A 13,843-nucleotide genomic window follows, 5' to 3' on the forward strand; every position below is an offset into this window, starting at 1 on the left:
CGCGGCCCTGTCAGGCCGCGCCTCGCTGAACGTCATTCGGCCGCGTCCGGCAGGCCGTCGACAGGAGCCGGAAGCTCCACCGCGGTGTTGGCGAGATCGACGTCGAGACCCAGCGAGCGCATTTCCTTGACGAGCACGTTGAAGCTCTCCGGAATGCCGGATTCGAACGCATCGTCGCCGCGCACGATCGACTCGTAGACCTTGGTGCGGCCCGCGACGTCGTCCGACTTCACCGTCAGCATCTCCTGCAGCGTGTAGGCCGCACCGTATGCCTCGAGTGCCCACACCTCCATCTCGCCGAAGCGCTGTCCACCGAACTGCGCCTTGCCGCCGAGCGGCTGCTGGGTGACCAGCGAGTACGGTCCGATCGAACGGGCGTGGATCTTGTCGTCCACCAGGTGATGCAGCTTCAGCATGTAGATGTAGCCCATCGTCACCTGACGATCGAATGCCTCGCCGGTACGGCCATCATAGGCCGTCGACTGGCCGCTGCTGTGAAGCCCGGCCTGCTCGAGCAGCTTGTTGATGTCCGCCTCGTTGGCACCGTCGAAGACCGGCGTCGCGATGGTGACGCCGTGCTTCATCTGGTCCGCGAGCAGGAGCACGCTCTTGTCGTCGTAGGTCCGGACCGGTTCGTTGCGGTCGTTGTCCGGAATGATGTCCTCGATCGTCGCCCGCAGCGGCTTGATGTCGCCGTTGGCATTGTAGGCTTCGATGAGTTCACCGATCTTCCGACCCATGCCCGCGCAGGCCCAACCGAGATGCGTCTCGAGGATCTGCCCGACATTCATGCGCGACGGCACGCCCAACGGATTGAGCACGATGTCGGCATGGGTGCCGTCTTCGAGGAACGGCATGTCCTCGACCGCGACGATCCGCGAGACAACGCCCTTGTTGCCGTGCCGGCCAGCCATCTTGTCGCCCGGCTGGATCTTGCGCTTCACAGCGACGAAGACCTTGACCTGCTTCATGACGCCCGGGGGCAGCTCGTCACCGCGCTGGACCTTCTCGACCTTGTCCATGAAGCGCTGCTCGAGCGTCTTCTTGGCTTCGTCATAGACGTTGCGCAGGTCCTCGAGTTCGGCCTGCAGCTTCTCGTCTTCGACCGCGAACATCCACCACTGCGAACGCGGATATTCCCGCATCGCATCCGGCGACAGGCTCGAGCCCTTCTTGAAGCCCTTCGGACCGGCAACCGCGGCCTTGCCGTCGAGCATGTCGATCAGGCGGCCGTAGACGTTACGGTCGAGGATCGCCTGCTCGTCGTCACGGTCCTTGGCGAGACGCTCGATCTCTTCCCGCTCGATCGCCATGGCGCGCTCGTCCTTCTCGACGCCATGTCGATTGAACACGCGCACCTCGACGACCGTGCCGAACGCACCGGGGGGCATGCGGCTCGACGTGTCGCGCACGTCGGAAGCCTTCTCGCCGAAGATGGCGCGCAGAAGCTTCTCTTCCGGCGTCATCGGGCTTTCGCCCTTCGGCGTGATCTTGCCGACCAGGATGTCGCCCGGCTGAACCTCGGCACCGATATAGACGATGCCGGCCTCGTCGAGGTTCTTCAGCGCTTCTTCCGAGACGTTCGGAATGTCGCGGGTGATCTCCTCGGGTCCAAGCTTGGTATCGCGCGCCATGACCTCGAACTCCTCGATGTGGATCGAGGTGAAGACGTCGTCGGCGACGATGCGCTCGGAGAGGAGGATCGAATCCTCGTAGTTGTAGCCGTTCCACGGCATGAACGCGACGAGCACGTTGCGGCCGAGCGCCAGATCGCCGAGATCCGTCGACGGGCCGTCGGCGATGATGTCGCCCTTGTCGACCCGATCACCCACCGCCACCAGCGGACGCTGGTTGATGCAGGTGTTCTGGTTCGAGCGCTGGAACTTCATCAGCCGGTAGATGTCGACGCCCGAGCGGCCTGCCTGAAGGTCCTCGGTCGCCCGGATGACGATACGCGTCGCGTCGACCTGGTCGACGACGCCGGTCCGGCGTGCGCCGATGGCCGCACCCGAGTCACGGGCAACGATCGCTTCCATGCCGGTACCGACGAACGGCGCCTCGGCGCGCACCAGCGGCACGGCCTGACGCTGCATGTTCGAGCCCATCAGCGCTCGGTTCGCGTCATCGTTCTCGAGGAACGGGATGAGCGCGGCCGCGACCGACACGAGCTGCTTCGGCGAGACGTCCATGAGGTCGACATTGTCGCGCGGCGTCATGAAGACGTCGCCCGAATGCCGGCAGACCACGAACTCGTTCTCGAAGTTCATGTCCTTCGTCAGCACCGCGTTCGCCTGCGCGACGTGGTGCTTGGACTCCTCCATGGCCGACAGATAGACGACCTCGTCGGTCACCTTGCCGTCCACGACCTTGCGGTACGGGCTCTCGATGAAGCCATACTTGTTGACCCGAGCAAACGTCGCCAACGAGTTGATAAGACCGATGTTCGGGCCTTCCGGCGTCTCGATCGGGCAGATCCGGCCGTAATGGGTCGGATGCACGTCGCGGACTTCGAAGCCCGCACGCTCGCGCGTCAGACCACCGGGTCCGAGCGCCGACAGGCGACGCTTGTGGGTGATCTCCGACAGCGGGTTGGTCTGATCCATGAACTGCGAGAGCTGCGAGGAACCGAAGAACTCGCGCACGGCGGCGGCCGCCGGCTTGGCGTTGATCAGATCCTGCGGCATCACCGTGTCGATCTCGACCGACGACATGCGCTCCTTGATCGCTCGCTCCATGCGGAGCAGACCGATGCGGTACTGGTTCTCCATGAGCTCGCCGACCGAGCGCACGCGGCGATTGCCGAGATTGTCGATGTCGTCGATCTCGCCCTTGCCGTCGCGCAGGTTCACCAGGGTCTTGACGACGGCGAGGATGTCCTCCTTGCGCAGCACGCGCACGGTGTCCTCGGCGTCGACGTCGAGACGCATGTTCATCTTGACGCGGCCGACGGCCGACAGGTCGTAGCGCTCCGCATCGAAGAACAGCGACTTGAACATCGCTTCGGCGGTGTCGATCGTCGGCGGCTCGCCCGGACGCATGACGCGATAGATGTCGAAGAGCGCGTCCTGGCGTCCCTCGTTCTTGTCGATCGCAAGCGTCGAACGGATGTAGGCGCCGACATTGACGTGGTCGATGTCGAGCACGGCGATCTCGTCGTGACCGGCGTCGACCAGGACCTTGAGGGTCTTCTCGTCGATCTCGTCGCCGGCCTCGAGGAAGACCTCGCCCGTCTCCGGGTCGACAATGTCTTCGGCCAGGTAGTTGGTGTAGAGGTCTTCCTCGGTCGCCCGAAGCGCCTTGACGCCCTTCTCCTGCATCTGCCGCGCCTGGCGCGCCGTGACCTTCTTGCCGGCCTCGACGAGAACCTCGCCGGAGTCCGCGTCGATCAGGTCGACGACGGCACCCTGGTTACGGACACGCTCGACCGAGAACGGCACGCGCCAGCCATTCTTGTCCTTCTCGAACTTCACGATGTCGTAGAAGGTCGAGAGGATTTCCTCGCCGTCCATGCCGAGCGCCATCAAGAGCGACGTCACCGGGATCTTCCGGCGACGGTCGATGCGCGCATGCACGACATCCTTGGCGTCGAACTCGATGTCGAGCCACGAGCCGCGATATGGGATGACGCGGGCCGCGAACAAAAGCTTGCCCGACGAATGGCTCTTGCCCTTGTCGTGGTCGAAGAAGACGCCCGGCGAGCGGTGCATCTGCGAGACGATCACGCGCTCGGTGCCGTTGACGATGAACGTGCCGTTGGTCGTCATGAGCGGCATGTCGCCCATGTAGACGTCCTGCTCCTTGATGTCCTTGACGGACTTGGAGCCGGTGTCCTCGTCGATGTCGAAGACGATCAGGCGCAGCGTCACCTTGAGCGGCGCGGCGTAGGTCAGGTCGCGCTGACGGCACTCGTCGACGTCGAACTTCGGCGCCTCGAACTCGTACTTGACGAATTCCAGCATCGCCTGGCCCGAGAAGTCGGAAATCGGGAAGACCGACCGGAACACGGCCTGCAGACCCTCGTCGGTGCGGCCGCCCTTGGGCTCCTCCACCATCAGAAACTGATCGTATGAGGCCTTCTGGACCTCGATGAGGTTCGGCATCTGGGCAACTTCGGGGATCGACCCGAAGAACTTGCGCACGCGCCTGCGACCGCTAAACGTCGTCGTCTGAGACATCGTCGCTCCTTCTCGTGACATCGCCCTTGACCGAAGGGCTTCAACTCTTATTCCTCTCCGCCGAGAGGAGCCGTCTCAGTCCGGGACGGACTGGGCGGTACTGACGAACTACCGGGACGTACCCCCGCGTCTCCGAAAGGCTCCGAAGAGCCGTCGGGACACGCGCATGCCTGTTTGCGGCAGGCATCGAGACGCCGGACCGGGGCCACCGATCCTGCTCGCCGCTGCGGCGAGCACGGAAGGCGGGACGACAAAAGCCGCCCCGCCTACCGGATTTTCGTTGGCAACCGCGGCTAGGCCGCGATTACTTGACTTCGACCGTCGCACCAGCCTTCTCGAGCTGGTCCTTGATCTTCTGCGACTCTGCCTTGTCGACGGCTTCCTTGACCGGCTTCGGGGCGTTGTCGACGAGGTCCTTGGCTTCCTTCAGGCCGAGACCCGTGATCGCGCGGACTTCCTTGATGACGTTGATCTTCTGCGCGCCGGCGGCGACGAGAATGACGTTGAATTCCGTCTGCTCTTCGGCGGCCTCGGCCGGAGCCGCGCCACCAGCGGCGGCAACGGCGACAGGAGCGGCGGCGGAAACGCCCCACTTCTCTTCCAGCATCTTCGACAGCTCAGCCGCCTCGAGGACGGTCAGGGTCGAGAGTTCGTCAACGATCTTGGCAAGATCAGCCATTTTGATTTTCCTTCAGGTTCGAACTTTGAGTTGAGCAGCGAGGAACCATCCTCACGCCGCCTCGTCCTTCTTGGCGTACGCTCCGAAGACGCGCGCGAGTTGCCCCGCAGGCGCCTGGAGAACTCCAGCAATGCGCGTGGCCGGTGTGCTGATCATTCCGACCAGCTTGGCCCTGAGTTCGTCCAGCGACGGCATGGTGGCCAAGGCCTTCACACCATCTGCATCGAGCGTGGTCTTGCCCATCGCCCCGCCGAGGATCACGAGTCGATCGTTCCCCTTGGCGAAATCGTTGGAGACCTTGGCCGCCGCGACCGGATCACTCGAATAAGCGATCAGAGTCTGGCCCTCGAACAGGTTCGAGATGCCTTCGGCGTCCGTGCCTTGAAGAGCGATCTTGGCGAGGCGGTTCTTCGCGACTTTGACGGTGCCTCCCGCATCACGCATCTTCGACCGATAGTCGTTCATATGCGCGACGGTAAGACCGGCATAGTGGGCCACCACGACCGTTCCGGAGACCTTGAAAGTCTCTTGAAGCGCCGTGACGAATTCGCGTTTTTCCGCTCTGTCCACTGCCTCTCTCCATTTGACTGCAACGCCCGAGGGCGTCGTAGCCGGTTGCCTTTTGCCACCCGGACCATCCGGGCGACGCTCGGAGATCCTGTCCCCTCGGCTGCCCGGGCGATTCCGATGGAACCGACAGGCGACGCAAGGCATTCGGAGGTTCGAACCGAAGTCCCGGACGGACCGGTAAATTCGGAACACCCCGTCTCATGAGGGCTATCTGACGATTATGACTGGTCGTTAGACCAGTCGCCCCGCAATCTCGGACAGGCATTCAAGGAGCCCCGAAGGACTCCCACGTACCGGGGCGAACCCCGGAACCTTTTTGAAGGTGAACGCCGCATATAGGGGCGCCGTTCACCGATTAAAAGTCTCAGGCCGAAGCCACGAGAGACGAAGGATCGATCCGGACGCCCGGGCCCATCGTCGACGTGATCGCGACGCGCTGGACGTAATTGCCCTTGGCGCCGGACGGCTTCGCCCGCTGCACCGCGTCAGCGAACGCACGGATGTTCTCCGTGATCGCCTTGGAATCGAAGCTCACCTTGCCGACGCCGGCATGCACGATACCAGCCTTCTCGACGCGGAACTCGACGGCGCCGCCCTTCGAAGCTTTGACGGCAGCCGCGACGTCCGGGGTCACCGTGCCGACGCGTGGGTTCGGCATCAGGCCGCGAGGGCCGAGCACCTTACCGAGACGGCCGACGAGGGCCATCATGTCCGGCGTCGCGATGGCGCGGTCGAAATCGATCGTGCCGTTCTGGACCTGCTCGACGAGATCTTCCGCACCGACGAGATCGGCGCCGGCGGCGCGGGCTTCGTCAGCCTTGTCGCCACGCGCGAAGACCGCAACGCGGACCGTCCGGCCCGTGCCGTTCGGCAGGTTGACGACGCCGCGAACCATCTGGTCCGCATGGCGCGGGTCGACGCCGAGGTTCATCGAAACTTCGACGGTCTCGTCGAACTTCGCGGTCGCCCGCTGCTTCAGCATCTCGACGGCCTCGTCGAGGCCGTAGAGCTTGAGGCGGTCGAGGCCCTCACGGGCGTTCTGAATGCGCTTTCCAGCTTTTGCCATCGTCTCAACCCACCACTTCGAGGCCCATGGAGCGGGCAGAGCCCTCGATCATCGCCATCGCCGCGTCCAGATTGGTCGCGTTGAGGTCCTGCAGCTTCTTTTCCGCGATCTCGCGAACCTGGTCACGGGTGACCGATCCGGCGACGGCCTTGCCCGGGGTCTGCGACCCCTTCGGCAGGTTGGCGGCCTTCTTGAGGAAGTAGCTCACCGGCGGGGTCTTCATCACGAACGTGAAGGACTTGTCCTGGTAGTAGGTGATGATGACTGGGATCGGCTGGCCCTTCTCCTGGTCCTGCGTCTGGGCGTTGAACGCCTTGCAGAATTCCATGATGTTGACGCCGCGCTGACCGAGCGCGGGTCCGATCGGCGGGGACGGCGTTGCCGAACCGGCCGGGACCTGCAGCTTCAGCTGGCCCTGGATCTTTTTAGCCATTGGTTCCTGCTTTCGTTTCTGGTGCCGGACGCCCGTATCGACAGGGCCGGCAGCTTCTTGCAGTTCGCGCGGTGCGGCATTGTCGGCCGGCTAAGCCTCGATGCCTCCCGCACTGGGATCGGGCCGAAGCCCGGCGATCAGACCTTTTCGACCTGACCGAATTCGAGATCGACGGGCGTTGCCCGGCCGAAGATCGACACCTCGACCTTGAGCCGCGTGCGCTCCTGGTCGACTTCCTGAACGACACCGTTGAACGATGCGAACGGACCGTCCGAGACACGGACATTCTCGCCGATGTCGAAAGATATCGTCGGCTTCGGACGCTCGACGCCGTCCTGGACCTGCATCAGGATCTGCTCGGCTTCCTTGTCGGAAATCGCCACCGGACGATTGTCCGGCCCGAGGAACCCGGTGACCCGCGGCGTGTTCTTGATCATCGAGAACACGGCGTCGGTCAGCTCTGCCTTCACCAGCACGTAGCCCGGAAAGAACTTGCGCTCGGCGTCGACCTTGCGCCCGCGACGAACCTCGACGACCTTCTCGGTCGGGACGAGGATCTTCTCGAACTTGTCGGAGAGCCCCTTCTGCCGGGCCTGCTCCTCGATCGATTCCGCGACCTTCTTCTCGAAATTCGAGTAGGCGTGGACGATGTACCAGCGGGCTGTCATGATGCTGCGATTACTCCTGCGGTGTCTGGCGTCAGACGCTGACGTTCATGATCAGCCCGACCAGATAGCCAAGGGCCTGGTCGGCGATAAAGAAGAACGCCGCGGCAAAGGTGACCATCACGAACACCATGATCGTCGAGATCATCGTCTCCCTGCGGGTCGGCCACGTGACCTTGGCGGTCTCGGTGCGCACCTGCTGGATAAAGGTGAAGGGATTGGTCTTGGCCATGCACCGCTCATAGCTAAAGCGCGTGAAGGCCGCTAACCAGCCCCACGCGCCACGTGTCTGTGAAAATCCATTTAAACGCCCTTGACGTGATTCACAAGCCCGGTCGCGTCTATTTCGAATGATCGAGACCGGAGGGCGCTGGCAGGGGCAGTAGGGCTCGAACCTACGACCTGCGGTTTTGGAGACCGCCGCTCTACCAACTGAGCTATACCCCTTCGTGCGGTCCGCATATCGCCTCGCGTGCCGAACTGCAACAGCGATTTTGGACGGAGCGCCCGAACCCGGCCCCGGCCAAACGCCGGATGACACGGCCTGACAGGACGTACCCGCGCCACCAGACGCCCACGAAGCCGTGAGCGGCCCAGTCCCGCTCGCCCGCTTAGCCATGGACACCCTCCCGACAGGTCGCTACATCCGCCGCGGCAGAGGGCAGGCTGGCACCAAGAACAGCCGGCAGCCAGAACATACCGGAGCCGGCCATAGACATGACCATGGTGACACGGCCAAAGTCCCTGATCCTGTTCGATCTCGACGGCGTGATCCTGGATTCGCGTCGCAACATGGAGATCGCCTGGCACAGCGTTCAGGAAGAGTGCGGGATCGCCCTGCCCTTCGAGGTTTATTTCGCCGAGATCGGGCGGCCCTTCCCCGACATCATGGCGCGACTCGGGCTGGCTCATTCCGCCGGCGCCATCGAACGGGTGTTTCGCCGGGCTTCCAGCCAGTCGCTGCACGCGACGCCTCTCTTCGAGGGCATGGAGGCCGTACTGGCGACGCTGGCCGACAGCGGACGCCAGCTCGGCATCGTGACATCGAAGGACGCGGCACGCACCGAACTCGTCCTCGACCGCCTGTCGGTCGGCTTCGCCGTCGTGATGACGCCGCGGGACGGGCTTCGCGGCAAGCCGGCACCCGACCATCTGCTGTCTGCCATGGCTTACTGCAACGTCGACCCGTCGGACTCGGTGTTCATCGGCGACATGGATTCCGACGCGGAGGCCGCCCGGCGGGCACGCATAGATTACGTTCATGTCGACTGGGGTTACGGTGCACGACCGGCAGGCTGCCTCTTCGCGGCCGCCGCGCCGGCCGATCTCCAGACTTTCCTGCTCAGCTGAGGACCCGCATCATGGCCCCGCGTATCGTCGCCGTCATTCCCTGCCGTTTCGGCGCATCGCGTTTTCCTGGCAAGCCGATCGCGGACATCAACGGCAAGCCGATGCTCTGGCACGTCTATCAGCAGACGATCGCCGCCGAGGGCATCGACGCGGCGACGATCGCCACCGATGACGACCGCATCCGAAAGGTGTGCGAAGTACTCGACCTGCCGGTGCTGATGACTCGCTCCGATCACGTTTCCGGTACGGACCGGGTCGCCGAATGCGCGGTACGCCTCGACGCCGATATCATCGTCAACGTGCAGGGCGACGAGCCGATGATCGAGCCGGAGGCGATTGCGCGCGTCGCCAGAGGCATCGCCACCTGCGACGATCGGAATGTCCAGGCATCCAACGGCTACAACGAGATATCGTCGCCCTCCGACGCAATCGACACCAATGTCGTCAAGGTGGTGATGACGGTCTCGGGCCTCGCCATGGCCTATTCGCGCCTGCCGATCCCCTATCCGAAAGGCGGCGCCGTCCGCCATCTGCGCCAGCTTGGGCTCTATGCCTTCCGGCGCGAAGGGCTTGAGCGTTTCGCTGCGCTGAAGCCTGGACCGCTGGAACAGGCCGAGGGCGTCGAGATGCTGCGCTTCGTCGAGCATGGCTACGGGGTCCAGATGGTGCAGGTGCCGAACGACGAAGGCATTCCGGTCGACACGCCCGCCGATCTCGACCGCGTCCGCGCGCTGATGGCCGGCCATTGAGGTCCGTCGCGCTGGACCCGGTGCCGACACGCGAAGCGTGAGCAGGAGCAGCGCCATGACCGAGATCGCACGGCGACCATTCGATGGTGCCGAAGAGCAGGCTATCGCGAAGGATTTTGCCGCCCTGTCGGCCAGGCACACGGCATGGCTGGAAGGCCGTGGGCTCACGAGCCGCCCCTGGTTCATCCTCGGTTCCGCGCCGGATCCCCACGTCCCGGAGCCGTTTCCGGCAAGGACTGCCCACATCCACGTCAAATATGCCGGCCATGCCGCGCGCCAGCACGGTCTGCCGCCGGGCGATCTGACCTTTCTTCTGACCAAGACGAAACCGGAGGACATAGCCGGGCTCGAACTCAGAGCCGTCCTGCGCCTGTGCAAGCGCCACAGCCCGCTGACCCGCATCCGCCGCGACCTCCCGTTTCTGCGGGCGAAGGAATGCGCCCTCACCGATCGGGAGCGCGATGCCTTCATCATCGGCACGCTGGGAACGCTCTTCGGCGGCAGCGGCGACGAGATCCGGCCGTCCAACGGCGTCGCGCTGATCGCCTACGCGATCGCCGTCGGCATTCCGCAGATCATCGTGGCCGGCATCTCGCTCGACAGCGACGGCTATGCCTATGACCGCTCCGCGCGCACGAGACGCCATCTCGCGGAGGATCGCGCAGCGCTCGCGGTCGTCGCCGAGCGCTATCCGCAGGTCACGACGACCGAACCAGGCCTCAGCCGGGCAACCGGCATCCCACTCTTGGCAAGCGTCGCCGCCGGCTGAGCGAACGGCGTGCCCCGCTCAGGACTTGCCGGCCGACTCAGCCGCCGATTTCTCCGCCAGCTTCTGTTTGCGCGTCTTGGGCTTCAGCGAGCGCAGGAACCCGCTGAAACGGCCCTGCAGCCGGGTCAGGGACAGCAGCCGGTCGACCACGATGTTGGTGCCCTCTAGCCGCTCCGAGAGCACCTCGGCCGAAACCAATGCCACGTCCGTCGGGGTGATGCCGGGCACGCGCTCCGCGATGCGGTCCCATTGCCCGCCACTGCTGCCGCCGTCCATCGTCAGCCGGCCGTTGCGCACCAGCAGCCGGTTGACGATCTGCTCGAAGGTCCATTCATGGTCGTGGAACAGCTTCCAAGCCTGCGACCGGCGCGCGGTGAAGCCGGCCAAGACGATCGGCAAGTGCGGACAGGCTTCCGCCAGCCAGTAGGCCAGCGCAAACCCGCTCGTCGGGACATGCGTCTGCGGATAGAAGCCGGCGAAGACTGGCGTGAGATCGAGATAGCCGACCCTGGCGCCGCCGAAGTCTTTGGCGGGGCTGAAGACCTCCCGGTCGCCGGCGCTGAGGTTCAATATTCCCTGGAAATGCTCGCCGCGCAGGAGCCGCAGCACGTCGTCGACTTCCCGCCGATAGACGATGTTCGCCCCCGCCGCACTGCTGCGGGCGACCAGCAGAGACGGCCTCTGGAAGGGCGCGTCGAGAACCTTGAACACCTTGTTGAAGAAGACGAAGAGCGTGCCCTCGCCGTAGCGCGACGCGAGCGAAGCGATATCGACCGCGTCGCTGTTGGCGACGAGCACGACCCTCTCGAAACCGCCGAAATAATCCGCCCAGCCCTCGCGCGTTTCTGGCAGGCTCGCCGGCTGGTACCCCGTCGTGTTCAAATGCCCCCGCCCCGCCTGTCAGCCGCCACGCTGCTGCACGAACAACGTGCGATCACGCGCGGCGAACCACTCGTCGGCATAGTCGTCATTCTTGTATTCGTCGAAATACGGGCCGCCATCGGTGAAGTGGACGTTACGGGCGTCGGCGTTGAAGTCGTACTCGTTGACCAGCCAGTTCCAGGTCGCCGGAATCTCGCCGATATTCTCGTCGCCTTCGAGCCACTTGAACTGATGCAGCTCGAGCCCGGTGGCCGAATTCACGTAGTCGGTGGTCAGCGCGCGGCATCGGGCATTGTTGAAGAGCATGACGCTCGACCAGTTCTTCTTCTCGTATTTGGTCTGCGCCTGGCCGAGGAACTTGGTCTCGACCTTCGGCGTGTAGTCATGCTTGACGACCTGCACCGCGTAATTCTCGTCCCGCAGCGCCCAGAGCTCGGCGATGTCGGCACGCATCAGCATGTCGCAATCCATGAACAGGCTCCAGCCCTCGAAATTGCTCAGGGCAGGCACGAGGAATCGCGAGAAGGAGAATTCGGTGGACTGCAGGGCGTTGCGCTCGCGGGTGAAGACCTGCTCGAGATTCGGCAGATACAACGGAGAAAACAGGACCGGCACCGACGACCGCTCGAGGATGCTCTGGCAAAGGACGTGGTAGGCGATCACTTCCTTGGAGTCGAACCCTACGAAGACCTGGACTGGCGGGTGCTTCACGTGACGACCTCGTGGTTTGATAAAACCGGGGCCTCATACACCCCCGACGCGGAATAGCCAATTCCGAGCGGCCGGCTCGCCCCCGACCAGCGGCCGGCGCAAGCGCGTTCGCAAGGATCCAGGTGCGGATGGCTTCACGGCCGCCAGAGCCGAAGGCCGAGATCTTCAGCCAGTTCCGGCTCGCTCGTCGCCACCCCGCGATCGCTCCGCAGACGCTCCAGAGCGAGGCGATCCTCGGCGACCTGCAGCCTTGGTCGGGCGAGCGTGTCGTAGGAATGACCCGCGCGGGTAAAAGAAAAACCGGAAAGGACGATTTCGGGGACGCCCAGGAATAGGCCGTAGCAAAGCGCCGCGATGCCTGTGGACGGCTTGCCCAGTTCGCCGATGGCCAGAATCTCCGGCCCGATCAGCCCCTGGTTGATGGCCTCCCGATCGTCGGGATCGAGGGAGACCAGCGCGCCGATCTTCGCCTGGCGCTGGCGCATCAGCTTCCAGCGCTGCCGCCATCTTGGCCGGGCATTGTACCAGAGCAACGCCTTCGTCTCGAGGTCGGGGAAGACCGTCCACGACTCCACCGGGCGGCGCACGGTGAGATCGGCAGGGCCCCAGCCGCGCTGCTTCGCCGCCAGACCGGCATTGTTCACGTCCACCCGCGCGTGGCTGGCCAGCAGGGCGGCCGGCATCGTCGGCTCCGGTGCGCCGCCCAGGATGACCCACGGGCGCTGCAGCAGCCCGAGACGGTCCATCGCGGCGCGGTGCGTCTCGCGGAGCTGCACCAGCCTCGGTGTCAGTGGGAAATGCGTCATCGACGCCGCGCCGCTTGATAGGCCCGGATGGCATCGGCGATCGCTTCGGCCTGGTCGGGGAAGCTGTAGTCATACGGGTCGAGTTGCCCCTCGAATGGTCGGGTCAGCCCCAGCGTCGCCTGCAGGTCATGATGAAACCACTCGAACTTATCGAGCCGCTCGCCGTCGGTCGGCGCGAGGTCGAGGCTGTAGACGGGGCGCCCCGACGTCAACGCCTCGCAATGCATCGTCACCGTGTCCTTGCCGATGAGAAATCCGTCCGCGGCGGCGAGATAGTCGCGATAGGGGTTGTCACCCGTCCGGTCCCAGACATGGACGCGTGGGTCGTCGATCCGGAGCAACGCCTCCAGGAGCGCCGGGCGGCTGCGCCGCGAGGTCGATACGAGTACCACGCGGCCCTCCGCCGCCAGTTGCCGGGCCGTGTCGACAAGGCGCTGGATCGTCGGGGGGTCGTAGTTATAGGCCCCGTTCGGCCCGCCGAGGAGCATGGCGACCACCGGGCTTTCGTCGCCAGCCGGCAGCCATTGCGCGCGGGCAGCAGGCCGCCGCTCCTCCAGCCATTGCCGGGTGATGCGATGCGGCACGCCGATCATGCCACGATACTCGGTGCCCTCCAGCTGCTCGCTTTTCCAGTCGTGACGGGAGACGAAAGCGAGGTCGTAGACCCCGGCCGATGGCGGGGCCGGCGGCTGCAGATGAACCGCGAGTGGACGCCCGCCGAAGCGCTCCCTGATCCGCGCGACGTGGCGTTCGGCGAACCAGCCGCAGGAGATGACGATGTCGGGTTCCGCCTCCCGGACGCGCCGGTAGGGGGACAGGAGGCCGCGCCGCCATTTTGCCAGTCGCCCGATCGTATGGACGACAGGCTCGGCCGTAAGATGGCCGGCAACGCCGAGGCACTGGGTCAGGGTGCCGGCCTTCTCCTCGCTGACGGTCCAGACTCGCACGCGCTTCCCCCGCAAAATTCTGCCGGTGTCTAGCGCAAATA

The 13,843-nt window shown here is 64.7% G+C and carries 14 protein-coding genes and 1 tRNA gene; 3 read left to right on the top strand and 12 right to left on the bottom strand.

Translation table 11 applies throughout. The features are described from left to right. Positions 1-32 precede the first annotated feature (32 nt). From rpoB to GTW51_RS15240, 8 genes are all read right to left on the bottom strand, one after another. A complete protein-coding gene (rpoB, locus tag GTW51_RS15205) occupies positions 33-4,175 on the bottom strand; it encodes a DNA-directed RNA polymerase subunit beta (protein ID WP_163044881.1) in 4,143 nt (1,380 codons plus the stop codon). A 304-nt stretch (positions 4,176-4,479) separates the two neighbouring features. Beyond that, positions 4,480-4,854, bottom strand: a complete 375-nt coding sequence (rplL, locus tag GTW51_RS15210) for a 50S ribosomal protein L7/L12 (RefSeq protein ID WP_163044882.1) — start codon at positions 4,852-4,854, stop codon at positions 4,480-4,482. A gap of 51 nt (positions 4,855-4,905) precedes the next feature. Beyond that, on the bottom strand, positions 4,906-5,424 hold the full coding sequence (rplJ, locus tag GTW51_RS15215) for a 50S ribosomal protein L10 (protein ID WP_163044883.1): 519 nt from the start codon (positions 5,422-5,424) through the stop codon (positions 4,906-4,908). 364 nt (positions 5,425-5,788) lie between these two features. Then, positions 5,789-6,490 carry a 50S ribosomal protein L1 gene (gene rplA, locus GTW51_RS15220; protein ID WP_163044884.1) on the bottom strand — a complete coding sequence of 234 codons (702 nt, stop codon included), beginning with the start codon at positions 6,488-6,490 and terminating at the stop codon, positions 5,789-5,791. A gap of 4 nt (positions 6,491-6,494) precedes the next feature. After that, on the bottom strand, positions 6,495-6,923 hold the full coding sequence (gene rplK / locus GTW51_RS15225) for a 50S ribosomal protein L11 (RefSeq protein ID WP_163044885.1): 429 nt from the start codon (positions 6,921-6,923) through the stop codon (positions 6,495-6,497). A gap of 137 nt (positions 6,924-7,060) precedes the next feature. Beyond that, positions 7,061-7,591: a transcription termination/antitermination protein NusG gene (gene nusG / locus GTW51_RS15230; RefSeq protein ID WP_163044886.1), complete on the bottom strand. Its 531-nt coding sequence runs from the start codon at positions 7,589-7,591 to the stop codon at positions 7,061-7,063. A gap of 31 nt (positions 7,592-7,622) precedes the next feature. Further along, positions 7,623-7,820, bottom strand: a complete 198-nt coding sequence (gene secE / locus GTW51_RS15235) for a preprotein translocase subunit SecE (protein ID WP_163044887.1) — start codon at positions 7,818-7,820, stop codon at positions 7,623-7,625. Positions 7,821-7,959: 139 nt separating this feature from the next. Then, positions 7,960-8,035: transfer RNA gene (locus GTW51_RS15240), tRNA-Trp, on the bottom strand. Positions 8,036-8,305: 270 nt separating this feature from the next. Between GTW51_RS15240 and GTW51_RS15245 the strand changes: the two genes are divergently transcribed. The 3 genes from GTW51_RS15245 to GTW51_RS15255 are packed head-to-tail and all read left to right on the top strand — an operon-like array spanning position 8,306 to position 10,456. Next, on the top strand, positions 8,306-8,938 hold the full coding sequence (locus GTW51_RS15245) for an HAD family hydrolase (protein ID WP_163044888.1): 633 nt from the start codon (positions 8,306-8,308) through the stop codon (positions 8,936-8,938). An 11-nt stretch (positions 8,939-8,949) separates the two neighbouring features. Then, the gene (gene kdsB / locus GTW51_RS15250; protein WP_163044889.1) at positions 8,950-9,687 is read left to right on the top strand and encodes a 3-deoxy-manno-octulosonate cytidylyltransferase; all 738 of its coding nucleotides are present in this window, start codon (positions 8,950-8,952) and stop codon (positions 9,685-9,687) included. A 55-nt stretch (positions 9,688-9,742) separates the two neighbouring features. After that, positions 9,743-10,456, top strand: a complete 714-nt coding sequence (locus GTW51_RS15255; RefSeq protein WP_163044890.1) for a hypothetical protein — start codon at positions 9,743-9,745, stop codon at positions 10,454-10,456. An 18-nt stretch (positions 10,457-10,474) separates the two neighbouring features. Here GTW51_RS15255 and GTW51_RS15260 read toward each other — a convergent pair whose 3' ends face one another. The 4 genes from GTW51_RS15260 to GTW51_RS15275 all read right to left on the bottom strand — a co-directional run bounded on the left by GTW51_RS15260 (position 10,475) and on the right by GTW51_RS15275 (position 13,802). Then, positions 10,475-11,338, bottom strand: a complete 864-nt coding sequence (locus GTW51_RS15260) for a 3-deoxy-manno-octulosonate cytidylyltransferase (RefSeq protein WP_246233170.1) — start codon at positions 11,336-11,338, stop codon at positions 10,475-10,477. 18 nt (positions 11,339-11,356) lie between these two features. Continuing rightward, entirely contained in the window at positions 11,357-12,049 is a 693-nt protein-coding gene (locus tag GTW51_RS15265) for a glycosyltransferase (protein ID WP_163044891.1), read from the bottom strand. Between the two features lie 134 nt (positions 12,050-12,183). Continuing rightward, positions 12,184-12,855: a hypothetical protein gene (locus tag GTW51_RS15270; protein WP_163044892.1), complete on the bottom strand. Its 672-nt coding sequence runs from the start codon at positions 12,853-12,855 to the stop codon at positions 12,184-12,186. Next, the gene (locus GTW51_RS15275) at positions 12,852-13,802 is read right to left on the bottom strand and encodes an ELM1/GtrOC1 family putative glycosyltransferase (protein ID WP_163044893.1); all 951 of its coding nucleotides are present in this window, start codon (positions 13,800-13,802) and stop codon (positions 12,852-12,854) included. The genes GTW51_RS15270 and GTW51_RS15275 overlap by 4 nt, the downstream gene beginning before the upstream one ends. Positions 13,803-13,843: the final 41 nt, after the last annotated feature.

This window comes from Aurantimonas aggregata (assembly GCF_010500835.1).
GTDB classification, from domain to species: domain Bacteria; phylum Pseudomonadota; class Alphaproteobacteria; order Rhizobiales; family Rhizobiaceae; genus Aurantimonas; species Aurantimonas aggregata.